The 23,279-nt window shown below is 67.4% G+C and carries 18 protein-coding genes; 15 read left to right on the top strand and 3 right to left on the bottom strand.

The genetic code is table 11. The features are described from left to right. Nucleotides 1-155 precede the first annotated feature (155 nt). A complete protein-coding gene (locus pbN1_RS06115; protein WP_169203063.1) occupies nucleotides 156-3,215 on the top strand; it encodes a sensor domain-containing protein in 3,060 nt (1,019 codons plus the stop codon). A 307-nt stretch (nucleotides 3,216-3,522) separates the two neighbouring features. Here the strand turns inward: pbN1_RS06115 and pbN1_RS06110 are convergent, their stop codons facing one another. Next, nucleotides 3,523-5,367 (bottom strand): phosphoenolpyruvate carboxykinase (GTP), encoded by a 1,845-nt coding sequence (locus tag pbN1_RS06110; protein WP_169203064.1) that lies wholly within the window; start codon nucleotides 5,365-5,367, stop codon nucleotides 3,523-3,525. 322 nt (nucleotides 5,368-5,689) lie between these two features. On the opposite strand from pbN1_RS06110, the gene pbN1_RS06105 reads away from it, so the two are divergent. The 3 genes from pbN1_RS06105 to pbN1_RS06095 all read left to right on the top strand — a co-directional run bounded on the left by pbN1_RS06105 (nucleotide 5,690) and on the right by pbN1_RS06095 (nucleotide 10,504). Continuing rightward, nucleotides 5,690-7,966 carry an NADP-dependent malic enzyme gene (locus pbN1_RS06105; RefSeq protein ID WP_169203065.1) on the top strand — a complete coding sequence of 759 codons (2,277 nt, stop codon included), beginning with the start codon at nucleotides 5,690-5,692 and terminating at the stop codon, nucleotides 7,964-7,966. A gap of 174 nt (nucleotides 7,967-8,140) precedes the next feature. After that, entirely contained in the window at nucleotides 8,141-9,271 is a 1,131-nt protein-coding gene (locus pbN1_RS06100) for a patatin-like phospholipase family protein (RefSeq protein ID WP_169203066.1), read from the top strand. 159 nt (nucleotides 9,272-9,430) lie between these two features. After that, a complete protein-coding gene (locus pbN1_RS06095; RefSeq protein WP_169203067.1) occupies nucleotides 9,431-10,504 on the top strand; it encodes a serine hydrolase in 1,074 nt (357 codons plus the stop codon). A 24-nt stretch (nucleotides 10,505-10,528) separates the two neighbouring features. Here pbN1_RS06095 and pbN1_RS06090 read toward each other — a convergent pair whose 3' ends face one another. Beyond that, the gene (locus tag pbN1_RS06090) at nucleotides 10,529-11,263 is read right to left on the bottom strand and encodes an IclR family transcriptional regulator (protein ID WP_211161481.1); all 735 of its coding nucleotides are present in this window, start codon (nucleotides 11,261-11,263) and stop codon (nucleotides 10,529-10,531) included. Between the two features lie 134 nt (nucleotides 11,264-11,397). On the opposite strand from pbN1_RS06090, the gene pbN1_RS06085 reads away from it, so the two are divergent. The 11 genes from pbN1_RS06085 (at nucleotide 11,398) to pbN1_RS06035 (ending at nucleotide 22,987) form a co-directional block, all read left to right on the top strand. Further along, entirely contained in the window at nucleotides 11,398-12,138 is a 741-nt protein-coding gene (locus pbN1_RS06085) for a (Fe-S)-binding protein (protein WP_210147672.1), read from the top strand. Then, nucleotides 12,138-13,580 carry a LutB/LldF family L-lactate oxidation iron-sulfur protein gene (locus pbN1_RS06080; RefSeq protein WP_169203068.1) on the top strand — a complete coding sequence of 481 codons (1,443 nt, stop codon included), beginning with the start codon at nucleotides 12,138-12,140 and terminating at the stop codon, nucleotides 13,578-13,580. The genes pbN1_RS06085 and pbN1_RS06080 overlap by 1 nt, the downstream gene beginning before the upstream one ends. A gap of 88 nt (nucleotides 13,581-13,668) precedes the next feature. Beyond that, complete coding sequence (locus pbN1_RS06075; RefSeq protein ID WP_169203069.1) at nucleotides 13,669-14,322, top strand: LutC/YkgG family protein; 654 nt, start codon at nucleotides 13,669-13,671, stop codon at nucleotides 14,320-14,322. Nucleotides 14,323-14,401: 79 nt separating this feature from the next. Next, nucleotides 14,402-15,658 (top strand): putative Na+/H+ antiporter, encoded by a 1,257-nt coding sequence (locus tag pbN1_RS06070; protein ID WP_169203070.1) that lies wholly within the window; start codon nucleotides 14,402-14,404, stop codon nucleotides 15,656-15,658. A gap of 154 nt (nucleotides 15,659-15,812) precedes the next feature. Next, complete coding sequence (locus pbN1_RS06065) at nucleotides 15,813-18,656, top strand: monovalent cation/H+ antiporter subunit A (RefSeq protein WP_210147671.1); 2,844 nt, start codon at nucleotides 15,813-15,815, stop codon at nucleotides 18,654-18,656. A 1-nt stretch (nucleotide 18,657) separates the two neighbouring features. Then, nucleotides 18,658-19,005, top strand: a complete 348-nt coding sequence (locus pbN1_RS06060) for a Na+/H+ antiporter subunit C (protein ID WP_169203772.1) — start codon at nucleotides 18,658-18,660, stop codon at nucleotides 19,003-19,005. Continuing rightward, complete coding sequence (locus pbN1_RS06055; protein ID WP_169203771.1) at nucleotides 19,005-20,528, top strand: monovalent cation/H+ antiporter subunit D; 1,524 nt, start codon at nucleotides 19,005-19,007, stop codon at nucleotides 20,526-20,528. The genes pbN1_RS06060 and pbN1_RS06055 overlap by 1 nt, the downstream gene beginning before the upstream one ends. Then, nucleotides 20,525-21,040 (top strand): Na+/H+ antiporter subunit E, encoded by a 516-nt coding sequence (locus tag pbN1_RS06050; RefSeq protein ID WP_169203770.1) that lies wholly within the window; start codon nucleotides 20,525-20,527, stop codon nucleotides 21,038-21,040. Before pbN1_RS06055 ends, pbN1_RS06050 begins: the two co-directional genes overlap by 4 nt. After that, nucleotides 21,037-21,306 carry a K+/H+ antiporter subunit F gene (locus tag pbN1_RS06045; RefSeq protein ID WP_169203769.1) on the top strand — a complete coding sequence of 90 codons (270 nt, stop codon included), beginning with the start codon at nucleotides 21,037-21,039 and terminating at the stop codon, nucleotides 21,304-21,306. Before pbN1_RS06050 ends, pbN1_RS06045 begins: the two co-directional genes overlap by 4 nt. Then, nucleotides 21,303-21,710, top strand: coding sequence for a Na+/H+ antiporter subunit G (locus pbN1_RS06040; RefSeq protein ID WP_244857178.1), 408 nt, complete (start codon nucleotides 21,303-21,305; stop codon nucleotides 21,708-21,710). Before pbN1_RS06045 ends, pbN1_RS06040 begins: the two co-directional genes overlap by 4 nt. A gap of 47 nt (nucleotides 21,711-21,757) precedes the next feature. Further along, complete coding sequence (locus pbN1_RS06035) at nucleotides 21,758-22,987, top strand: pseudouridine synthase (RefSeq protein ID WP_244857177.1); 1,230 nt, start codon at nucleotides 21,758-21,760, stop codon at nucleotides 22,985-22,987. On the opposite strand, the gene pbN1_RS06030 is transcribed toward pbN1_RS06035, so the two are convergent. Beyond that, on the bottom strand, nucleotides 22,964-23,233 hold the full coding sequence (locus pbN1_RS06030; protein ID WP_169203768.1) for a hypothetical protein: 270 nt from the start codon (nucleotides 23,231-23,233) through the stop codon (nucleotides 22,964-22,966). The two genes, pbN1_RS06035 and pbN1_RS06030, sit on opposite strands and share 24 nt — an antisense overlap. Between the last annotated feature and the right edge of the window lie 46 nt (nucleotides 23,234-23,279).

The raw sequence follows: 23,279 nt of genomic DNA, 5'->3' as shown, positions 1-23,279 counted from the left end.
CGGGTACGTTTCAGTCTCATAGCTTGCGCGGGACGGATTCCTGTCCTTTCATGAATATCTCCAGCGGAATCAAGTGTTCCCACTGCCAGGGAAGGCCGGGACGTCGAGCGTCTGCGCCCGGCGGCGGCGCGCAGGATTCACAGACGAGGTGTACTTTGGACGACCCCCTCAGCGACGGGCATGCTCCGTCTCCGGAGTGGCTGCCCCCCGGGGGCGAAACGGGGAATCTCGTGCGCCGCATCGACTGGGGCCGGACAACGCTCGGCCCCGTCGCGCAGTGGCCGGCGAGCCTGAAAACCGCCGTCGCGCTGGTGCTCGGGGCGGGCTTTCCGGCGGCGCTGCTGTGGGGTGAGGATCTCGTCCAGATCTATAACGATGGCTATCGGGCGCTGCTCGGCGCGCGCCATCCCGACGCGCTCGGGCGCCCCGCGAGGGATAGCGGGACCGGAGCGTGGCAGGTCCACGAGCCGCTGTGCCGCCAGGTGAGGGCCGATGGCGAGGCAGTCATGCTCTCCGAGCAGGTCGTCGAGTCGTCCAGCGACGGCACCCTGCCGCTGTACGTGACGAACTGCTACAGCCCGGTCCGTTGCGAGGACGGGAGCATTGGCGGCGTGCTGGTGACGGTGATCGACGACACGCCGCAGATCCTCGCCCGCCGGCGCCAGGAGGCGAGCGAGGCGCGCTACCGGGCGCTCTTTGAATCGATCGACGAAGGGGTCTGCATCATCGAGATGATCTTCGATGGACAGGGAAAAGCTGTCGATTACCGCTTCATCGAGGTCAATCCGGCGTTCGAGCAGCACACCGGCCTGGTCGATGTGGTCGGCCGCCGGATGCGCGAGCTGGTGCCGGAACATGAAGCCCACTGGTATCAAATCTACGGCGAAGTGGCGCTCACCGGAGAGCCGATCCGTTTTCAGCGGCGCGCCGGGATGCTCGACCGCTGGTTCGACGTCTATGCGTTCCGCTACGGCAAGCCGGACGAGCGGCAAGTGGCGATCGTGTTCAGCAACATCACCGACGAGGTGCGCACCGAAGCGGCGCTGTTTGCCGGGCATGTCCGCTTCCGCCGCCTGTCCGAAGGGCTCGAGCGGCTCTCCCGCGCGGACAGCAGCGCCGAACTCCTGGACCAGCTGCTGCGCGCGGCGCAGGAGCTCGCCGGTGCGGACGGCATCACGGTCGAACTCGACAACGGCAGCTTCCGCTGCATCGGCAGGGGCGCGACGAACGGGCCGGTGTGGGAGCGGAGCCACCACCCGCTCGTCGCGAGCGTCACGGAGTGGGCGATCCGGCGCCGCGAGACGGCGGTGATCGTCGACGTGCGTGACGACGATCGCGTGCCGCCGGCGGTTCTGGAGGGGGTATCGAAGCGCAGCCTGGTGATGGTTCCGGTGGGCGGTGCGATCCCCACCGGTGCCGTCGGAGCGTACTGGCTCGAGCTGCACCGGCCGGACGACGAGGAGGTCGCGGTGCTCGAGGTGCTGGCGCGCGCCGCCGGTACTGCGCTCGCGCGGCAGCTCGCGAGCGAGCGGCTGCGCCAGAGCGAGGAACGTTTCCGCGTGCTCGTCGAGGAAACCGCCCAGGCGGTCTGGGAAGGCGATGCCGCAGGAGCCCTGGTCGTCCATTCGCCGTCCTGGTCCGCCTACACCGGCCAGACCTTCGAGGAAATGGCGGGTTTCGGGTGGCTCGATGCGGTTCATCCCGACGACCGCCCCCGCGTCGAAGTGGAATGGCGCGCGGCGGTCGCCGGTCGGTGCGTGTTTGATACGGAACTTCGCCTGCATCACCGCCGGCGCGAGTGGCGCTGGGCCAACGTGAGGGCGGCGCCGCTCGTCGGGGTGGACGGCGAGGTCGAGAAATGGGTCGGCATGAACATCGACATCACCGACCGCAAGCAGGCGGAACAGCGCGCGCATGAAGCGGCGCTGCACGACCCGCTGACCGCGCTGCCGAACCGCCGGCTGATCTTCGAATATGCCGAGCACCTGCTCGCGGCGGCCGGGCGCAAGCACAGCCAGGGTGCGTTCCTGTTCATCGACCTGAACCGCTTCAAGCCGGTCAATGACCGCTACGGCCACGAAGCCGGCGACCGGCTGCTGCAGGAGGTCGCGTGCCGCCTGAAGGCGGGCGTACGCAAGGAAGACATCGTCGGCCGGCTCGGCGGCGACGAGTTCATCGTCCTGCTGCCCTATCTCGAGCAGACGCAGGAAGCGATGAACATCGCGCAGTACGTCGTCGAAAGCGTGTCGCAGCCGTTCGTGATCCGCGACGCTGAAGTATCCGTTTCACCGTCGATCGGCATCAGCCTGTTTCCACAGCACGGCATGACCGTCGACGCGCTGATCCGCGCCGCCGATCTGGCGATGTACCAGGCGAAGCACTGCAGCGGCGGCGCTTACTGCGTATATGCGCCGGACCTCGAACACCGCGACGACGTGTCGACCACGATGGAGGGGCGGCTCAAGCAGGCGCTCGCAAGAAACACGTTCACACTGCATTACCAGCCGGTGATCGATCTGAGAACCGGTGCCATCAGGGGAGCCGAGGCGCTCCTTCGCTTTGGCGCCGAGGACTGCGAGGCGCTCGGTCCCGGGCTCTTCATTCCCGTCGCCGAATCGTCCGGCCTGATCGGCGCCGTCGGCGAGTGGGTCACTGCCGAAGCGTGCCGCCAGCACGTCGCGTGGGCCGCGGCGGGGCTGGAGCCGGTGCCGATCGCGATCAACGTGTCGCCGATCCAGTTCCGGCAGCGGCGCTTCGCACAGCGCCTCGCGGACATCCTGCGCGAGTGCGGCATGAACCCGGCATCCTTGCAGCTCGAGATCACCGAAAGCGCGGTGATGGACAACGCGGATGATGCCGCCGAGATCCTCGCAGCGGTCAGGGCGCTCGGCGTCAAGGTCGTGCTCGACGGCTTCGGCACCGGCTGCTCGAGTCTGGTCCATCTCGGTTCGCTGCCGCTCGACAAGCTCAAGATCGACCGCTCGTTCGTGCAGGGCATCACCCAGGATTCGACGAGCCGCGCGGTCGTCGAGGCCGTCATCGCGCTCGGGCGCACGCTGGGGCTGGAAGTCGTCGCCGAAGGCATCGAAAGCGGCGACACGCTGGCGTATCTGAAAACGCACGGCTGCGACCAGGCCCAGGGGTATTTCCTCGGCCGGCCGCTGCCGCGCGACGAGTTCGCGCGGCAGTTCCTGAGCAAGGGGAGCCAATCCTAGCGGCGCCCGCCTGTGACGCCAAGCGGCCAACTCGTACGGCTTCCCCTCGCGCCCTGTTCCGCTGCCCGCATTCTTCCTTACGCTGCCAGTGCCGTCCGGGTATGCGGGAGCGCGAGGCATGCCGGGCATGCAATCGGGATAGGGGCGGTCAGGAGTCCTGACCGTTCCCCTCCCACACCACCCGGCATGCGGGTCCGCACCGGGCGGTTCGAGCAGTTGAGGTTAGGAGAGCCGCGGCATGCCGAGCCGGTCGAAGTGGCGGGACTTGCACCCGCACGGGCTGCCGGAGCGGGGCCGGCAGCGGGGGTCAGACCGCGAGCGTCAGTTCGAACAGTTCGCGCTTGAGCACCAGTTCGCGCGGCAGGCGGTCCTGCAGCTTGTCGAACCATTCCTTGTGCAGCGCGAGCTCCTTCTTCCACGCGTCGGCGTCGACGCTCGTCAGGGCCTCGAACTGCTCGCGCGTGACATCGGCGCCGGCCCAGTCGATGTCCTCGAACTTCGGCATCCAGCCCAAGCCCGTTTCCTTGCCGCCGACGCGGCCGCGCACGCGATCGACGATCCACTTCAGCACGCGCATGTTCTCGCCGAAGCCGGGCCACATGAATTCGCCGCGCTCGTTCATGCGGAACCAGTTCACGCAGAAGATCTTCGGCGTGTCTTCGACAACGTGGCCCATGCGCAGCCAGTGGTTGAAGTAGTCGCCCATGTGGTAGCCGCAGAACGGCAGCATCGCGAACGGATCGCGGCGCACGACGCCCTGTGCGCCGAACGCGGCGGCAGTGGTCTCGGAGCCCAGCGTGGCCGCCATATAGACGCCGAAGTTCCAGTTGAACGCCTCATACACCAGCGGCACGGTCGTCGCGCGGCGGCCGCCGAAGATGAACGCCGAGATCGGCACGCCCTGCGGGTCTTCCCACATAGGATCGACCGACGGGCATTGCGCGGCCGGCGCGGTGAAGCGCGAGTTCGGGTGCGCCGCCTTGCGGCCGGTTTCCTTCGCGATCTCGGGCGTCCAGTCGTTGCCCTGCCAGTCGATCAGGTGGTCGGGCGCTTCCTTGCTCATGCCTTCCCACCAGACGTCGCCGTCGTCGGTCAGCGCGACGTTGGTGAAGATGATGTTTTCCTTCAGCGTCGCCATCGCGTTGAAGTTCGTCTTCTCGGAGGTGCCCGGCGCGACGCCGAAAAAGCCGGATTCGGGGTTGATCGCGTAGAACTTGCCATCTTTGCCCGGCTTGATCCACGCGATGTCGTCGCCGATTGTCGTGATCTTCCAGCCGCCGAAGCTCTTCGGCGGGATCAGCATCGCGAAGTTGGTCTTGCCGCAGGCCGACGGGAACGCGGCGGCGACGTAGGTCTTTTCGCCTTCGGGCGACTCGACGCCGAGGATCAGCATGTGCTCGGCGAGCCAGCCTTCGTCACGCGCCATCGTCGAGGCGATGCGCAGCGCGAAGCACTTCTTGCCGAGCAGCGCATTGCCGCCGTAGCCCGAGCCGTAGGACCAGATCTCGCGCGTCTCGGGGTAATGGACGATGTATTTGGTGTCGGGGTTGCACGGCCAGCGGCTGTCCTGCTCGCCCTCGGCGAGCGGTGCGCCGACCGAGTGCACGCAGGGGACGAATTCGCCATCGGTGCCGAGCACGTCGAACACCGCGCGGCCCATGCGGGTCATCGTGCGCATGTTCGTGACGACGTACGGGCTGTCGGAGATCTCGATGCCGATGTGTGCGATCGGCGAGCCGAGCGGACCCATCGAGAACGGGATCACGTACATCGTGCGCCCGCGCATGCAGCCGGCGAACAGGCCGTTGAGCGTCTCGCGCATCTTGGCCGGGTCTTCCCAGTTGTTCGTCGGGCCGGCGTCGGCCTTGTCTTTCGAGCAGATGTAGGTGCGGTCCTCGACGCGCGCGACGTCGGACGGGTCGGACCAGGCGAGGTAGGAATTCTTGCGCTTTTCCGGGTTCAGCTTGATCAGCATGCCCGCGTCGACCATTTCGGCGCACAGGCGGTCGTATTCTTCCTCCGAACCATCGCACCACACGACCTGCTCGGGCTCGGTCAGGGCCGCGATGCCGGCGACCCATTTCTTGAGGCCTTCGTGACGGACATAGGTGGGAGTGGCGGCCAGGGCGGCCTCGGAAAAGCGATGATTCATGGCGACGAGCTCTCCAGATTACAGAAGCGGAACCGGTCCCGTCGGTCGAGCCTGTAGCCTTGCGGCCGGCGGGGACGAGGGGTCGTGGTGACCGCCCCGTTTCCCGAACTGTGGAAACTACTAGGGTTAACCACAGTCGGCGAAAGCCTAATATTATGCCACGGGCCGGCAGGTGCCCGAAATGGGATTGAAAGGTTTTCTTTCGATACTGGGGGAAGGGATCCGCCTGGCCACGAGCCAAGGGGCCTGCTGCAGCCAGCGCCGCGCGACCTACTTTCGCCGGCGATGCCCGATATAACACGCGATAACGGAAGGGACAGAAATGGATGAACTGATTCGCAGCGCCGCTCTCGACTATCACCGCTACCCGCAGCCCGGCAAGATTTCGGTCACGCCGACCAAGGTCCTGTCGAACCAGCGCGACCTGTCGCTGGCATATTCCCCCGGTGTCGCCGCGGCGTGCGATGCGATCGTCGAGGATCCGGCCGAAGCGGCGAACCTGACGGCGCGCAGCAACCTGATCGGGGTGGTCACTAATGGCACCGCGGTGCTTGGTCTCGGCAACATCGGCCCGCTCGCGGCCAAGCCGGTGATGGAAGGCAAGGGCGTGCTGTTCAAGAAGTTCGCCGGCATCGACGTCTTCGACCTCGAGATCGCCGAGAGTGATCCCGACAAGCTGATCGACATGATCGCTGCGCTCGAGCCGACCTTCGGCGGCATCAACCTCGAGGACATCAAGGCTCCCGAGTGCTTCTACATCGAATCGAAGCTGCGCGAGCGGATGAAGATCCCGGTGTTCCACGACGACCAGCACGGCACTGCGATCGTCGTCGGCGCCGCGGTGCTGAACGGCCTGCATCTGCTCGGCAAGGATCTCAAAACCGTCAAACTCGTGACTTCCGGCGCGGGCGCCGCGGCGCTTGCCTGCCTGCGGCTGCTCGAGAAGCTCGGCATCCCGGTCGAGAACATCTGGGTCACCGACATCGAAGGCGTCGTCTATGAAGGGCGCACGACGCTGATGGACCCGATCAAGGCGCGCTACGCGAAGCCGACGTCGGCGCGCACGCTCAGCGAAGTCATCGAGGGTGCCGACGTGCTGCTCGGGCTGTCCGCGGGCGGCGTGGTCAAGCGCGAGATGGTCGCGAAGATGGCGGCGAAACCGTTGATTCTCGCGCTCGCGAACCCGACACCGGAGATCCTGCCCGAAGAAGTGAAGGCGGTGCGCGACGACGCGATCATCGCGACCGGCCGCTCGGATTACCCGAACCAGGTCAACAACGTGCTGTGCTTCCCGTTCATCTTCCGCGGCGCGCTCGACGTCGGCGCGACGACGATCACCGACGAGATGCAGCTCGCGGCCGTCAAGGCGATCGCCGAGCTCGCGCGCGCCGAGCAGAGCGACATCGTCGCGGCGGCCTATGGCGAAAAAGTGTCCGGCTTCGGGCCGGAGTACATCATCCCGCGGCCGTTCGACCCGCGCCTGATCGTCAAGATCGCCCCGGCTGTCGCCATCGCCGGCATGGCCTCGGGCGTCGCGACGCGGCCGATCAGCGACTGGGATGCCTACCGCAGCCAGCTCAACAACTTCGTCTGGCACTCCGGCATGATCATGAAGCCGGTGTTCGCCGCCGCGCGCGGCACGGCCAAGCGCATCATCTTCGCCGAGGGCGAATCCGAGCGCGTGCTGCGCGCCGTGCAGACGGTCGTCGACGAGAATCTCGCGCGCCCGATCCTGATCGGTCGCCCGGAAATCGTCGTCGCCAACGTCGAGCGTTTCGGTCTGCGCATCCGCGCCGAGCAGGACTTCGAGCTGGTGAACCCGGATTCCGATCCGCGTTTCAAGGAGCTGTGGACCGATTTCCACCAGATCATGGAACGGCGCGGGGTGTCGGTCGATTACGCGAAGAAGGAAGTGCGCCGGCGCACCACGCTGATCGGCTCGCTGCTGCTCAAGCACGGCTACGGCGACGGCCTGATCTGCGGCACCTACGGCATGCACGCGCTGCATCTGAAGTTCATCGAGAGCGTCATCGGCCGCAAGCCGGGCGTGAAGAACTGCTACGCGCTGAACGTCGTCAACCTGCCCGGGCGCACGGTGTTCCTCGCCGATACCTACGTCAATTACGACCCGTCACCGGAACAGATCGTCGAGATGACGCTGCTCGCAGCCGAAGAGATGTCGCGCTTCGGCCTGACGCCCAAAGTCGCGCTGCTGTCGCATTCGTCGTTCGGCTCGGCCGATTCGCCGACCTCCGAGAAGATGCGCGCGGCGCTGCGCCTGATGCACGAGCGCCATCCCGAGATCGAGGTCGAAGGCGAGATGCACGGCGACGCCGCGCTCGACGCCGAGCTGCGCCTGCGCATCTTCCCGAACGCGCGCATGCGCGAGCCGGCCAACCTGCTGATCTTCCCCACGCTCGATGCCGCCAACATCGCCTTCAACCTGCTCAAGACAGCGGCCGGCGAAGGCATGACGATCGGGCCGATCCTGCTCGGTGCGGCCAAGCCCGTGCATATCCTGACACCCTCGGCGACGGTGCGCCGCATCGTCAACATGACCGCACTGACGGCGGTCGAGGCGGCGCAGGGCCAGTCCTGAGCGCCCCCAGGAAACGGCTTTGCCGTTTCCGCCCCCCGAGGGGGCAAGAAAACTCGGGGCGGCCCGGCGTTTTCTTGAGTCCGCAGGCGGCGTGATTGCGGGCGTGCCGGCCGCAGCCGCCCGCACGCCCGTGGCATCATTCCCCCGCATGTTTGCGATCGACGCGGGGGGCGCATGACGGAAGGGAAGGCGGCGCTGGTATTGACGGGGGGCGGCGCACGCGCGGCCTACCAGGTCGGTGTGCTCGCCGCGATCCGCAAGATCAGGGGGCGGCAGCCGGGAAATCCGTTCCCGATCCTGTGCGGCACGTCGGCGGGCGGCATCAACGCCGCGGCGCTCGCGGTGTTTTCGTCCGACTTCAATGCCGGCGTGCGCAAGCTGGCGTGGATCTGGCGCAATTTCCACGTCGAGCAGGTGTACCGGGCCGACGCCGCGGCGCTGATGGGCACCGGATTGCGCTGGGGCGGCGCGCTGATGTTCGGCTGGGCGGTACGCCAGACGCCGCGCTCGCTGCTCGACAACAGCCCGCTGCGCGCGCTGCTCGAGCGCGTGCTCGACTTCTCGGCGATCCGCCGCGCGATCGAGGCGGGACATCTCCATGCGGTCAGCGTTGCCGCATCCGGTTACTCGTCCGGCGAGAACCTCGCATTTTTCGAAGCGGCCCCGGAAGTGCTGCCGTGGCGCCGCGCGCAGCGCGTCGGCATGCCGACGCGCCTCGGCATCGAGCATCTGCTCGCGTCGAGCGCGATTCCGTTCGTGTTTCCGGCGGTCAAGATCAATCGTGAATATTTCGGCGACGGCTCGATGCGCCAGCTCGCCCCGATCAGCCCGGCGATCCACATGGGGGCCGAGCGCATCCTGGTGATCGGTTCGGGCCGGCTCGCCGAAGAGGGGCGTCAGCGCACCGAAGACTATCCGCCGCTCGCGCAGATCGCCGGCCACGCGCTGTCGAGCATCTTCCTCGACGGGCTTGCCGTCGACCTGGAGCGCATGGAGCGCATCAACACGACGCTGAACGCCTTCACCGCGGCCGAGCGCGACGCGGCAGGCCTCGCGTTGCGGCCGATCGAAACCTTGGTGATCTCGCCGTCAAAACGGCTCGACGCGATCGCCGGCCGTCATCGCGACACGCTGCCGCTGGCATTGCGAACGCTGCTGCGCGGCGTCGGCGCGATGCGTCGCGAGGGTTCGACGCTGCTGTCCTACCTCCTGTTCGAGCCCGCCTTCACCCGCGCGCTGATGGAGATGGGCTTCCAGGACACCCTCGCGCGCCGGGACGAGGTGGCGGCTTTTCTGCGGCTGTGAACTTTTTTTCCGTCAGTTATGTAAGTGCCAACCCATCTCGCCATGTTGATGTAACAATGTGTCTGAGGTTTTTTTGAATCCACTTCAAAAAAACTTGATATCTGCTTAATTTGATTAAAAATAAAAGTGTCGTCCCGCGCACTTTCCGGCTCGCCTACCATGACTTTCCGCCATCTTGCCGTTGCCCTGCTGAGTCTTGCCCTGCTGCAGACCGGAGGGATCGAACCCGCTGCCGCCGCGACCGGGCAGGAGCGGGTCCGGACAGCCAAACCGACCGCGACCAAAAAGGCGCCGGTCCGCTACACGATACGCAAAAAAACTGCCAAGGCGACGACGCTGCGCAAGGCCGCGGTACGCAAGCCGACGTTGCGCAAGGTGTCCGCTCGCCGCTCGCTGGTCGCCCTCGTCGCGCCGATGGCACCGGTCCAGGTCCGGCCCGAAGTGGACCGGCTGGGTAACCCGCAGCTGCGCTCTGCGGCCTTCGTCGTCGTCAACCAGGCGACCGGCGAAGTGATCCTCGAGAAGAAGAGCGACTCGATACTGCCGATCGCATCGATCACGAAGCTGATGACCGCGATGGTGGTCCTCGACGGCGGGCAGAGCCTGTCCGAAGAGATCGTCATCACCGAGGACGACCTCGACACGATCAAGGGGACTGGGTCGCGCCTCGCGCTCGGAACCCGGCTCACGCGCGAGCAGTTGCTGCACCTGGCGCTGATGTCGTCGGAAAACCGCGCCGCTTCGGCGCTCGGCCGCAGCTACCCGGGCGGCATCGCTGCGTTCGTCCAGGCGATGAACGTCAAGGCCCGGCTGGTCGGGCTCGGCGACACGCATTTCAACGACAGCACCGGTCTCGATCCGGCCAATGTCTCGAGTCCGCGCGATCTCGTCCGCATGGTGTCGGCGGCGTCCACCTATCCGCTGATCCGCCGCTTTTCGACGAGCAGCGAAGACCATGTCGAGATCCGCGGCCGGATGCATCGCTTCGGCAACACCAATTCGCTCGTCCGCAGTCCCGAATGGGATATTGACGTGTCGAAGACCGGCTACATCCGCGAGGCGGGCCGCTGCCTCGTGATGCAGGCCCGGCTGCTCGACCAGCCGGTGATCATCGTGCTGATGGATTCCGATGGGCGCTACACGCGCACTGCGGATGCGGTGCGGATCAAGAAGTGGCTCGAGGCGGTGGGCGCCCAGCGCGTCGCGGGGCTCGTCCCCGGCGGGAACGGCTAGGCGCCCCGGGCTGCTCGCCGTCCGTCAGTGGGAGTTGCGGCTCGGGACGTAACCGAGCGCACGGGAGATTTCGTCGGCGGCTTCGCGCACGAGGGGGGCGCGGTCGGGATTGAAGCGCTCCGAAGGGGTCGACAGCGACAGGCCGGCGATCAGTTCGCCGGAATCGTCGCGGATGCCGGCAGCGATGCAGCGCACGCCATTTTCGACCTCGTCGAGGTCGAACGCGACGCCGTGCCGGCGGACCTTGTCGAGTTCCTTTTCCAGCGCGGCGGGGTCGGTGATGGAACCTGGCGTAGAGGCCGGCAGACCGGTGCGGCGCGCGTACTCGCGCACGCACTCCAGGCCGTCCTCTACGAGGAAGAGCTTGCCGGTGGCAGTGGTGTGCAGCGGGGCCCGTGCGCCGACGATATGCACGACGCGGACGGCCGAGCGGCCGCTCGACGTGCGGTCGACATAGACGATCTCGTCGCCGTCGCGAATGCCCAGATTGATGCTCTCGCCGGTTGCCGCGTGGAGCTTCAGCATCGCCGGCATCGCCGTCTCGCGCAGCGAGATGCGCGACTTTACCAGGCTCCCCAGTTCCAGCAGGCGGATGCCGAGACGGTAGGTGCCGCCATCGCCCCGCTCGACGAAACCGCTTTGCGACATCGCGCCGAGGATGCGGTGGGCGGTGGAGGGATGAAGCCCCGTCTCCTGTGCGATCTGCTTCAGCGGCGCGGGATCGGGGTGATGGGCGAGGACGTCGAGCAGCTTCATCATGCGCTCGACGACCTGGATCGGATTCTTGGTTTCGGGGGGAGAGGTCACGCGGGTCACTGCGGGTTTTCCTTAACTTGTACAGTTTACTCGGGCGTCGTAATTTCGCCTAGTGAAATGAAATGGCGTTTGTCGGAATGACGGAAGAGAAAATGCGCGTCGGCCTGTTCGTGACATGCCTGGTGGATCTGATGCGCCCGCGCATCGGTTTCGCCGCCCTGCGACTGCTCGAAGCGGCGGGCTGCGAGGTCGTCGTGCCCTCCACCCAGACATGCTGCGGACAACCGGCCTTCAACTCCGGCGACACCCGCGTCGCGCGCGCGCTGGCGCTGAAGCTGATCGCCGAATTCGATGGGCTCGACTACGTGGTCGTTCCGTCCGGGTCGTGCGGCGGGATGATCCGGGCCCATTATCCGCAGCTGTTCGACGACGATCCGGCCGCCGCGGCGCGTGCCCGGGCGCTGGCGGCGCGCACGTTCGAACTGACGGATTTTCTCGTCTCCGTGCTCGGCGTAGGCGGCGTGCCAGGCGACTTCGAAGGCACTGTGACCTACCACGACAGTTGCTCGGGGCTGCGCGAACTAGGCGTGAAGGCGCAGCCGCGCGCGCTGCTCGCGCACATGCCGGGCGTCGAGCTGAAGGAAATGGCTGCGAGCGAGGAGTGCTGCGGCTTCGGCGGCCTGTTCTCGGTGAAGTTCGGCGACATCTCCACGCGCGTCGTCGATCGCAAGTGCGACAACATCCGGGCGACGGGAGCCGACGCGGTGGTGCTCGGGGATCTCGGCTGCATGCTGAACATCGAGGGCAGGCTGCGTCGCCGCGGCGACGAGCGCACGCGCGTGCTGCATGTCGCCGAGGTGCTGGCCGGGGAAGACTGATGCGCTCGCAGGCGATGTTCTTCAAGGCGCGGGCCGGCGACAAGCTCGCGGACCGCCAGCTGCAGGCGAACCTCGGCAAGGCCAAGAGCCGCTTTGTCGAGGGGCGGGCGCAGGCCGTGGCCGACTACGATGCCGCTCCCGGCGCCGACTTCGAGGCGCTGCGGGACGCCGCCAGCGCGATCCGCGACCGCGTGCTGGCCAATCTCGACGTGTGGCTCGAGACTTTCGAGGACAAGGCCCGCGCCCGCGGCGCCGAGGTGTTGTATGCGCGTGACGGGGCGGAGATCTGCCGGCTCGTTGTCGATATCGCCCGCCGCCACGGCGTCACGAAAGCCGCGAAGTCGAAGTCGATGCTGTCGGAAGAGGCCGGCCTCAACGAGGCGCTCGCGGCTGCCGGAATCGAGCCGGTCGAGACCGACCTGGGCGAATACATCCTGCAGATCAACGACAACGAACCACCCTCGCACATCATCGCGCCGGTCTTCCACAAGTCGAAGGAGGAAGTCGCCGAGCTTTTCGCCCGCACCCACCACACGCCGAAAAAGGACGACATCGCCGGCATGGCGCGCGAGGCGCGCGAAGTGCTGCGCGAGCATTTCATGAGCGCCGAAATGGGCATCAGCGGCGCGAACTTCCTCATCGCCGAGACCGGTTCGGCCGCGCTCGTGACGAACGAGGGCAATGGCCGCATGGTGACGACGCTGCCGAAAGTGCATGTCGTCGTGACCGGGATCGAGAAGCTCGTCCCGACGCTCGAGGACTTCTCGACGCTGATGCGGCTCTTGCCGCGCTCGGCGACCGGGCAGCGCATCTCGAACTACGTGTCGGTGCTGACCGGAGTGAAAGGCGAGGGCGATCTCGACGGGCCCGAGCACCTCTACGTCATTCTCGTCGACAACGGCCGCGCGAGCCTCGTCGGCACCGAGTTCGAGCCGATGCTGCGCTGCATCCGCTGCGGCGCGTGCATGAACCACTGCCCGGTGTATCAGAGCGTTGGCGGGCACGCGTACGGCTGGGTCTATCCGGGGCCGATGGGCTCGGTGCTGACGCCGCTCTATACCGGCATCGGGAACGCGCTCGACCTGCCGCACGCCTCGACGCTGTGCAACCAGTGTGGCGTGGTCTGTCCGGTGAAGATTCCGCTGCCGGATCTGCTGCGCAAGCTGCGCGAGAAGCAGGTCGAGCTGAAGCTGCGCCCGTGGCGCGAACGGTTCGCGCTGCGGCTGTGGGGCTGGGTCGCGAGCCGTCCGGCGCTGTACGGATTCGCGGCGCGGACCGCGGTGCGGTACCTGAGCCGGCTCGCCGGCGGCGCTGACCGCATCCGGGCGCTGCGCGCCGCACCGGAGTGGACGGCAGGCCGCGATCTGGCCGCGCCGGAAGGGCGGACGTTCCGCGAACTGTATGCCGAACGTGTTCGGCACGAGGGGAGGACGAAGCGATGAGGCGCAGCGCGCTGCTCGAACACGGCGCGGCCGGGGCGCAATTGCGCCGCCCGCGGTCCTTCGCGGATGCCACCGGCGCAGGCGAAAAATGAACGCGCGTGACGACATCCTCGGGCGGATCCGTGCCGCACTGGGCCGCAGCGAGCGTAACCGGGAAGCGGCGTGGGCCGAAGTCAAAGCGGCCTGCGACGCGCGCGGCGCCGGGCCGCGCCCGCTGTTCGACGCCGATCTCGCAGCCCGCTTCCGTCGCGAGGCGGAGCGGATGTCGAGCACGATCGACGAGGTCGCAGCGCTCGCCGACGTGCCGGCCGCGGTTGCCCGTTATCTCGACGCCCGCGCGCTCGGCCGCCGCGGGGTCATGTGGCCGGGGCTCGCCGGGCTGGACTGGGCGGCGGCGGGCCTGGCGATGGAGACGCGCGCCGCTGGCGACACGGATCTGCTCGGCGTCACTGGGTGTTTCTGCGCGATCGCCGAGACCGGCACGCTGATGACCTGTTCCGGCCCGCACACCCCGGCGGCGACGAGCCTGCTGCCCGAGACTCATGTCGCGGTGATCCCGATGTCGCGCATCGTCCCGGCGATGGAAGAGGCGTGGGCGCTGGCGCGCAGCGAAATCGGCGAATTGCCGCGCGCGGTGAATTTCATTTCCGGTCCGTCGCGCACCGGCGACATCGAAATGACGATCGTGCTCGGAGCGCACGGCCCGTACCGCGTGCATCTGGTCCTCGTGCGCGGCGAGTAGCGGCTTTTGCGGCGGAAACGTGGCGCCCGACCGCCTATAATCGGGCGCTTCCAATTTTTTGACGATGGCAAGGTCCTGAATGAATCCCTCGATGCTCGAAGTGGTCGGCACCGGCTTGTTCGCGGTGGCGGTCGCCCACACGTTCCTGACCAAGTACTTCGAGCATCTCGCTCACCTCCAGCCCAATCACGCCGGCATCTGGCACCTGCTCGGCGAAGTGGAGGTCGTGTTCGGCTTCTGGGCGTTCGTGCTGCTCATTTTCATGGCCGTGACCGGCGGCGCGAGCGCCCCGACGACGTATCTCGAAGGGCTGAACTACACTGAACCGGCGTTCGTGTTCATCATCATGGTGGTTGCCGCGAGCCGGCCGATTCTCGAGCTGTGCAAGATCGGCGCGCGTGCTCTGGCCCGTTACATTCCGCTCAATGACAGCGTCGCGTTCTATTTCGTGTGTCTGGCGGCGCTGCCGCTGCTCGGCTCGTTCATCACCGAGCCGGCGGCGATGACGCTGGCCGCGCTGATGCTGCGCGATAACTTCTACGCGAAAGGGATCTCGCACCGGCTCAAGTACGTCACGCTCGGCGCGCTGTTCGTGAACGTGTCGATCGGCGGCACGCTGACGCATTTCGCCGCGCCACCGGTGCTGATGGTGGCGGGGAAGTGGAACTGGGACATGTGGTACATGCTCGGCCATTTCGGCTGGAAAGCAGCGCTCGCGGTGTTCGTCAACGCCGGCATCGCGACCTTCCTGTTCACGCGGGAGCTGAAGGCGCTGAAGGTCGATGCGCGGAGCAAGGATCGCACCGTGCCCTGGGCGCTGATCATCGCGCACGTCGCGTTTCTCGTCGGCATCGTCTATTTCGCCCATCACCCGATCGTGTTCGTCGGCCTGTTCCTGCTGTTCCTCGGGGTGGCCGAAGGCTACCGGCACTATCACGACCGCCTGATGCTGCGCGAAGGCCTGATGGTCGGCTTCTTCCTCGCCGGGCTGGTGACGCTCGGGGCGCTGCAGCAGTGGTGGCTGCAGGACGTGCTTGCCGGCATGGATGCGACGGCGCTCTTTTTCGGCGCCACCGCGCTCACCGCCATCACCGACAACGCCGCGCTGACCTATCTCGGTTCGCTCGTCGAAGGCACGGACGAAGCGTTCCGGTATTCGTTGGTGGCCGGGGCGGTCACCGGCGGCGGCCTGACGGTGATCGCGAACGCGCCGAACCCGGCGGGCTTCGCGATCCTGCGCGGCAATTTCGACGACGAGGCGATCAACCCGCTGGGCCTGCTGGTCACGGCCCTGCCGCCGACTCTGGTGGCAGTGCTGGCATTCCAGCTGCTGTGATGGCGATTATTTCCGTCGTGCAAGGCATCGACGGCCGGCGGCGGAGGATGCGTCCACCGGCAGCGGCGGCCGGGGAAGGGGACGACCAGCCGTCTTCGCGTCGCAGCCGCTGCGCCGGCTAGAGGCCTGCCGAAGGTCGGGGAGGATAGCCGGCATGAGCCTTGCCCTGATCGTGATGCTGCCATTCGCCGGTGCGGTGCTGCCGGCGCTGCTCGGACGCGCCGGCAGCACCGCCTCCGCGCTCGCGGCCTTCTCGGTGAGCCTGCTGGCTTTCGTGCTGCTGCTGTCGCACGCGCCTGCCGTGTTCGATGGCGACGTCGTGCAGGCCGGGTGGGTTTGGCTTCCCGGACTCGGCCTGAACGCGAACCTGTTTCTCGACGGGCTCGGTTTCCTCTTCGCCGTGCTGATCCTCGGCATCGGCCTGCTGATCATCGCCTACACCCGTTTCTATCTGCCGAAACGGGACTCGGGCAGCCGCTTCCATGCCTGCCTCCTGCTCTTCCAAGGCGCGATGCTCGGCATCGTGCTGTCGGACAATGTCCTGCTGCTGCTGATCTTCTGGGAGCTGACGAGCCTGTCGTCGTTCCTGCTGATCGGTTATTCGAGGCACCTGCCCGAGGCCCGGCAAGGGGCGCGAATGGCGCTTGCGGTGACCGCCGCCGGCGGGCTGTCGATGATCGCGGGCATGCTGATCCTCGGCGACATCGCCGGATCCTTCGATCTGACCGTGATCCTGCAGCAGCGCGACCTGATCCAGGCGTCGCCGCATTACCTGCCGGCGCTGCTGCTGATCCTTGGGGGCTGCTTCACGAAATCGGCGCAGTTCCCGTTCCATTTCTGGCTGCCGCATGCGATGGCCGCGCCGACCCCGGTATCGGCCTACCTGCATTCGGCGACGATGGTGAAAGCCGGCGTGTTCCTGCTGGCGCGGCTGTGGCCGGTACTCTCCGGCACCGACGCGTGGTTCTACGTGGTCGCGACGACCGGCCTCGCGACGATGCTGATCGGTGCCGTCGTCGCGCTGTTCGAGGACGAACTCAAGGCGTTGCTCGCATTCTCGACGATCAGCCATCTCGGCCTGGTGGTGATGCTGTTCGGCTTCGGCACGCCGCTCGCGGCGGTCGCCGGCGTGTTCCACATCCTCAACCACGCGGCATTCAAGGCCGCCCTGTTCATGACCGCCGGCATCGTCGACCACGAAGTCGGCTCGCGCGACATCCGCCAACTGGGCGGGCTCGCGGCGCTGATGCCGGTGACGGCGACGCTGGCGGCGCTCGCCGCAGCGTCGATGGCCGGGGTGCCGTTGCTCAACGGCTTCCTGTCGAAGGAGATGATGCTCGATGCTGCCGCGCGGGCGCAATGGGCGGGGCAGGGCTGGGTGGTGCCGCTTGTCGCGACGGTGGCGGCGATGTTTTCGGTCGCGTATTCGTTCCGCTACCTCGTGCACGTGTTCTTCGCGCGACGGCATGAGCGCTATGCCAAGAGCCTGAAGGACCCGTCGGCCGGGTTGTGGCTGCCACCGCTGGTGCTCGTCGCGATCGCCGTGCTGATCGGGCTGTTTCCGGCAGCGCTCGCGGGACCGCTGGTCGCGACGGCGGCGGCGGCGGTCGTCGGCGGGCCGCTGCCCGAGTACGAGCTTGCGCTGTGGCATGGCGCAACGCCCGCGCTCGCGATGTCGGTTTTCGCGCTGGCCGCCGGTCTTTTCCTGCTGTCGCGCCACGGCCGGCTGCGGGAGGCGTGGCAGGCCGTGCCGCATCCGCAAGCCAAGACGATGTTCGACGCGGCGATCACCGGCATCGTCGCGTTCTGTCGGCAGGTGACGGTGGACGTGCACAACGGGTCGCTGCGGCGTTACCTCGCGTTCCTCGTCGGCAGCGCGGTGTTCGTCGGCAACGTCGGCTTCTTCAGCGGCAGCCATGCTCCGGGCATGCGCGAGACGCTGCCGGCGACCCCGGTCGCGATCGTCGCGTGGCTGCTGCTCGCCGGCTGTTGCGCGGCCGTGCTCGTGCTCCACCGCCAGCGGGTGCTGGCGCTGGTGAGCGTGGGAGTGATCGGGCTCATCGTCGCTTTCGCCTTCCTCTACCTGTCGGCCCCGGATCTCGCGCTGACGCAGATCACCGTCGAAGTCGTCACGGTGATCCTGATGCTGCTTGCGCTGAACGTGCTGCCGAAGACGACTCCCGCCGAGAGCGGTCGGGGGCGGCGGCTGCGCGACGCGGCGCTGGCGGTGCTCGCCGGGCTCGGCAGCGGCGGTGCAGCGTGGGCGGTGATGACAAGAGACTTCGAGACCTTGTCGGGTTATTACCTCGAGCGCGCGCTTCCCGAAGGCGGCGGCGCGAACGTCGTCAATGTGATCCTCATCGATTTCCGCGGCTTCGACACGTTCGGCGAAATCATCGTCCTCGGCATCGCTGCGCTGACGGTTTTCGCGTTGCTCGATGGTGCGCAGCGCCTGTTCGTCAGGACGGCCCGCCTGGAGGAGGCGCTGCCGTCGCCCGCGCGGGACCGCCGGCCGCTGATGCTGGCCGTCGTCGCGCGGGTCATGCTGCCGCTCGCGCTGGTCGTCGCCGCCTACATCTTCCTGCGCGGTCACCACGCCCCGGGAGGCGGTTTTGTCGCCGGCCTGATCGTCGCGATCGCGCTGATCATGCAGTACATCGCCGGCGGTGCAGCGTGGGCGGAACAGCGGCTCGGCCCGGATCACCACGTTGTCATCGGTGCCGGCGTGCTGGTCGCGGCGGCGACCGGAGTCGGTGCCTGGGTCGTCGGCCATCCGTTCCTGACGAGCACTTTCGGCCATGTTGCGGCGCCGCTGCTCGGCGTCGTCGAATTCTCGAGCGCGATGGCCTTCGATGCCGGCGTGTTCCTGACCGTTGTCGGCGCCGTGATGCTGATGCTGGCGACTTTCGGCCGTATCGACAGGCGCGACCCCCAGTCTGCACCCGGGCACGCACCGCCGGCGCCAGGGCTTCCCGACGCGCGGAGGCAGGAGGCCTAGGATGGAATTCCTCGTCGCAACCGCAGTCGGCATGCTCACCGCGGCAGGCGTTTATCTGCTGCTGCGCGCTCGCAGCTTCCCGGTCGTGCTCGGGCTCGCGTTGCTGTCGTACGCGGTCAACGTGTTTCTCTTCGCCGCCGGCCGCCTCGCTGTCGACCTGCCGCCGGTGATCCGCGCGGGCGGCGATTACACCGACCCGCTGCCGCAGGCGCTGGTGCTGACCGCGATCGTCATCTCGTTCGGCATGACCGCGGTGGTGGTCGTCATGGCGGCACGCGCCTATGTCGAAAGCGGCAGCGACCGCGTCGACGACGAGCCGGGCGGGAATGGCGACGGAGGGTGCAGTTGATGACGCACGAAGTCATCCTGCCGATCGTGCTGCCGGCCGTCATCGCGGCGGTGATCGCGCTGACGATGCGTCGCGACATCGCGCTGGCGCGGACGGCTTCGATCGCCTCGGCGGTCGCGCTGTTGCTGCTCGCCATCGCGCTCCTGGGGTTGGCGAGCGACGGCAGCATCCGCACCTACGCCCTCGGCGGCTGGCCGGCGCCGTTCGGCATCGTGCTGGTACTCGACCGCCTGTCGGCACTGATGCTGCTGCTCACTGCGGTGCTCGCCCTCGCGGTGCTGCTGTACGCGGTGAATGGCTGGGATACGCGCGGCAGGCATTTCCACGCACTGCTCCAGTTCCAGCTGATGGGGCTGAACGGCGCCTTCCTGACCGGCGATTTCTTCAACCTCTTCGTGTTCTTCGAAGTGCTGCTGATCGCATCCTACGGCCTGATGGTGCACGGCGGCGGCGCGCGGCGGGTGGCCGCCGGCGTCCAGTACGTCGTCGTCAATCTTGCAGCGTCGGCGCTGTTCCTGTTCGCCGTCGGACTGCTGTATGCCGTCACCGGCACGCTGAACATGGCCGATCTCGCCGTCAAGGTGCCCGGCGTCGCGGCGGCCGACCAGGCCCTGCTGCGCAGCGGGGCGCTGCTGCTGCTGCTGGTCTTCGCCGTCAAGGGAGCGCTGGTGCCGCTGCACTTCTGGCTGCCGGGTACATATGCGAATGCCCCGGCACCGGTCGCGGCGCTGTTTGCGGTCCTGACCAAGGTCGGTGCCTACGCGATCATCCGCCTGTTCACGCTCGCGTTCGGCGAAGGGGCGGGCGACGCGGCGTGGCTTGCGGCGCCATGGCTGATGCCGGCGGCGATGCTGACGCTGCTGCTCGGCATGTTCGGTATGTTCGCTGCCCGCCGGCTCGCTGCGATGGTCAGCTTTGCGGTGCTCGGTTCGATGGGCACGCTGCTGATCGCGGTCGCGCTGTTCACACCGCCAGCCTTGTCCGCGGCGCTGTACTACCTGCTGCACTCGACCCTTGCCGCCGGCGCGCTGTTCCTCGTCGCCGATCTTGTCGCGGAGCGCCGCCCGGGCCACGGCGACGCCCTCGCCGCGGCGCCGGCGTTCGCGCAGTCGGGTCTCGTCGGCGCGCTGTTCCTGCTCGGGGCGATCGCGATGGCGGGGCTGCCGCCGATGTCCGGTTTCATCGGCAAGCTGCTGATTCTCGACGCCGCGCGCGACGCCTTCAACCGGAACTGGATCTGGAGCCTGATACTGTCGACGTCGCTGCTGGCGATCGTCGGCTTCGCGCGTGGCGGCAGCTCGCTGTTCTGGAAGAGTGCGTCGTTTCCCGGCCGGCTCGACGCGCGGCAGCTGACGCGCCCGGCGCTGACGATCGCGGCAGCCGGACTGTTGCTCGCCGTCAATGCCGCGATGGCGGTGTTTGCCGGCCCGGTCACACGTTACCTCGATGCGACCGCCGCACAGCTGTTCGCCCCGGCCGGCTACATCGATGCGGTTCTCGGGGCCGAGGGAGGTAACGAATGACCGGCGACCATTCCCGCCGCCCGCCTGCCGGTTGGCTGCCGCATCCGCGCCTCGCGCTGCTGCTCGCGGTGCTGTGGCTGCTGCTGCAGAACCGCTTCACCGTCGGCGGCCTGCTCGCCGGGCTGGTGCTCGGCGTCGTCATTGCGCACGCGACCCGCAGCTTCTGGCCGCAGCGCCCGCATATGCGCGCCTGCGGCAAGGTTTTCGCGTATCTGCTCGGGGTGTTCCGCGATATCCTCGTCGCCAACGTGGCCGTCGCGCGATTGATCCTGTTCCGCCCGGCCGCGCGTCTCAAACCGTGCTGGATCGTCGTGCCTCTCGATCTGGAATGGCCGGAAGCGATCGCGGTTTTTGCCGGCACGATCACGCTGACGCCCGGAACGGTGAGCTGCGATCTCTCCGCCGACCGCCGCAGCCTGCTTGTGCATTGCCTCGATGCGCCGGATCCGGATGCGATGGTGCGGGTCCTGAAGGAACGCTACGAGGTGCCGCTGAAGGAGATATTCGAATGATCGGATACGCGCTCGCATTCGGTTTCGCCGCGATCTCGATCGCGCTGCTGCTGAACCTGTGGCGGCTCGCGACGGGCCCGACGGTTGTCGATCGCCTGCTCGCAGCGGACACGATCGTCACGAACCTGATCGCGCTGATCATCCTGTACGGGATCCGCCAGACGACGAGCACCTACTTCGAGGCTGCGCTGCTGTTCGCGATGTTCGGCGTCATCTCGACGATCGCGTACTGCCGTTTCCTGCTGCGCGGCGACGTCATCGAATGATGGAAACCCTGGGCGAACTGATCGTATCGCTGCTGATCGTCGCCGGCAGCGGCTTCACGCTGGTGGGCTCGATCGGCCTCGTCAAGCTGCCCGGCCTGATGACCCGCCTGCATGCCCCGACCAAGGCGACGACAGCCGGTGTCGGCGGCGTGCTGCTCGCATCGATGATCCATGTCATCGTGCGCAACGGCGAAGTGTCGGCGCACGAACTGCTCATCGCGCTATTCCTTTTTCTGACCGCACCGATCAGCGCGCACTTCCTCGCGAAGGCCTACCTCCACCTCCACGGGGAGCGCGAGCGGAACTTTCCCCCGGCGTGCAATGGGCGCGACTGGACCGTGTTCGACGAACCCGGCGAAGAATCGCCGCGGGAAGACAGACCGCAGCCGCCGCCGCGCGTATGATTCGGCACCGGCCCCGCGCGGCCGACTTTTTCTGATTGCAGGTTTCCATGAAACGCTCCCCCACCGCCGGAGATACCGGCCGGCCCGCCGCCGAGACGGACGACACGACAACGAAGCCTTCCCGCAGCGTCGCCCGCGACGAGGCCGCAACCGGCACCCGCCGCATGACCCTCGGCGTCAAGCCGCCTGCGGCCTCCGATGCGGTGGCCGCAGGCGACGACGTGCCCGCGAGAAAATCCGGGTTGCGCACGCGCTTCCTGCCATCGGCCGATCGCCGTGGCACGGGAAAGCCTCCCGAGCGCCAGGCTGCCCCATCGAAAGACTCCGATCGCAAGCCCGGGGGGCCGCGCAAGAATCCCCCTCACCCTCCCCGTTCCGCGACCGGTAAAGGTCCCGCTCGCAGGACCACGAATGATGCTCCCGCTCGCAGGACCGCGAATGCTCCCGCTGCCGGGCGCGCTTCGGACCGCCCGCAGTCACGGGCTCCCGACGCCGTACGTCCCCGGCCCGTCGCGCCGTCCGTTCCCTCGCCGGCGCAGACCGACGCGCCGGAAGGCGTGCGGCTGTCGAAAATCATGTCCGAACGCGGCCTGTGTTCGCGTCGCGAGGCCGACGAGATCATCGAGCGTGGCTGGGTGTTCGTCGACGGGCAGCGGGTCAGCGAGCTGGGCATCCGCATCGACCCGAACGCCGAGATTACGCTCGCCGCGCAGGCGAAGCGCCGTCAGATGGAGCAGGTCACGATCCTGCTGCACAAGCCGGTCGGCTACGTGTCCGGCCAGCCCGAGCCGGGCTTCGAGCCGGCGGTGTCGCTGATCGGGCCGGACAACCAGTTCGACCGCGCCGATGCGCAGCGCTTCCATCCCTCGCACCTGAAAGGGATCGCGCCTGCGGGGCGGCTCGACATCGACTCGACCGGCCTCTTGGTGCTGACGCAGGACGGACGGATCGCGCGCCAGCTGATCGGCGACGATTCGAAGGTCGAGAAGGAATACCTGGTGCGAGTCGAAGGCAGACTGGACGAACGCGGCCTCGCGCTGCTCAATCACGGTCTCGAACTCGACGGCCGGACGCTGCGTCCGGCGAAGGTCGAGTGGCTCAACGAGGATCAGCTTCGCTTCGTGCTGCGCGAAGGCCGCAAGCGCCAGATCCGGCGGATGTGCGAACTGGTCGGACTGAAGGTCGTCGGCCTCAAGCGCGTGCGCATCGGGCGCGTCAAGCTCGGCGACCTGCCGCTCGGGCAGTGGCGTTTTTTACGAGAAGACGAACGCTTCTGAACGCGGCTGCGCCTCGTCGCCGAGCCGGGTGCTGCGGACTTTCGGGCCGCGGGGCGGCGGCGCCCGCCGGCAGGGCAGGCTTGCCGGATCGGTGACGCCGGATTGTTCGGTGAAGATGCCTTTCAGTGGGCAGTCGAAGCCGGGCGGGCAACTGTGCTCGCACGCACATTCCTGCTGGGTCTCGTCCAGCAGCACCAGTTCCCGGACGGCCTCGCAGCGGCCGACCGGCGAGTCGAAGAAACACATGACAACCTCCATGTTGCAGTTGCGCGAAGAGTGAATCCGTCGATTC

The organism is Aromatoleum bremense (assembly GCF_017894365.1).
GTDB lineage: Bacteria > Pseudomonadota > Gammaproteobacteria > Burkholderiales > Rhodocyclaceae > Aromatoleum > Aromatoleum bremense.
This window is presented reverse-complemented; position numbering and strand designations above follow the sequence as displayed.

Bases quoted from the DNA above. Each gene is read 5' to 3' on its own strand.
- pbN1_RS06110 (WP_169203064.1), bottom strand. From the start codon at position 5,367: ATGAATCATCGCTTTTCCGAGGCCGCCCTGGCCGCCACTCCCACCTAT.
- pbN1_RS06105 (WP_169203065.1), top strand. From the start codon at position 5,690: ATGGATGAACTGATTCGCAGCGCCGCTCTCGACTATCACCGCTACCCG.
- pbN1_RS06100 (WP_169203066.1), top strand. From the start codon at position 8,141: ATGACGGAAGGGAAGGCGGCGCTGGTATTGACGGGGGGCGGCGCACGC.
- pbN1_RS06095 (WP_169203067.1), top strand. From the start codon at position 9,431: ATGACTTTCCGCCATCTTGCCGTTGCCCTGCTGAGTCTTGCCCTGCTG.
- pbN1_RS06090 (WP_211161481.1), bottom strand. From the start codon at position 11,263: ATGATGAAGCTGCTCGACGTCCTCGCCCATCACCCCGATCCCGCGCCG.
- pbN1_RS06085 (WP_210147672.1), top strand. From the start codon at position 11,398: ATGACGGAAGAGAAAATGCGCGTCGGCCTGTTCGTGACATGCCTGGTG.
- pbN1_RS06080 (WP_169203068.1), top strand. From the start codon at position 12,138: ATGCGCTCGCAGGCGATGTTCTTCAAGGCGCGGGCCGGCGACAAGCTC.
- pbN1_RS06075 (WP_169203069.1), top strand. From the start codon at position 13,669: ATGAACGCGCGTGACGACATCCTCGGGCGGATCCGTGCCGCACTGGGC.
- pbN1_RS06070 (WP_169203070.1), top strand. From the start codon at position 14,402: ATGAATCCCTCGATGCTCGAAGTGGTCGGCACCGGCTTGTTCGCGGTG.
- pbN1_RS06065 (WP_210147671.1), top strand. From the start codon at position 15,813: ATGAGCCTTGCCCTGATCGTGATGCTGCCATTCGCCGGTGCGGTGCTG.
- pbN1_RS06060 (WP_169203772.1), top strand. From the start codon at position 18,658: ATGGAATTCCTCGTCGCAACCGCAGTCGGCATGCTCACCGCGGCAGGC.
- pbN1_RS06055 (WP_169203771.1), top strand. From the start codon at position 19,005: ATGACGCACGAAGTCATCCTGCCGATCGTGCTGCCGGCCGTCATCGCG.
- pbN1_RS06050 (WP_169203770.1), top strand. From the start codon at position 20,525: ATGACCGGCGACCATTCCCGCCGCCCGCCTGCCGGTTGGCTGCCGCAT.
- pbN1_RS06045 (WP_169203769.1), top strand. From the start codon at position 21,037: ATGATCGGATACGCGCTCGCATTCGGTTTCGCCGCGATCTCGATCGCG.
- pbN1_RS06040 (WP_244857178.1), top strand. From the start codon at position 21,303: ATGATGGAAACCCTGGGCGAACTGATCGTATCGCTGCTGATCGTCGCC.
- pbN1_RS06035 (WP_244857177.1), top strand. From the start codon at position 21,758: ATGAAACGCTCCCCCACCGCCGGAGATACCGGCCGGCCCGCCGCCGAG.
- pbN1_RS06030 (WP_169203768.1), bottom strand. From the start codon at position 23,233: ATGTGTTTCTTCGACTCGCCGGTCGGCCGCTGCGAGGCCGTCCGGGAA.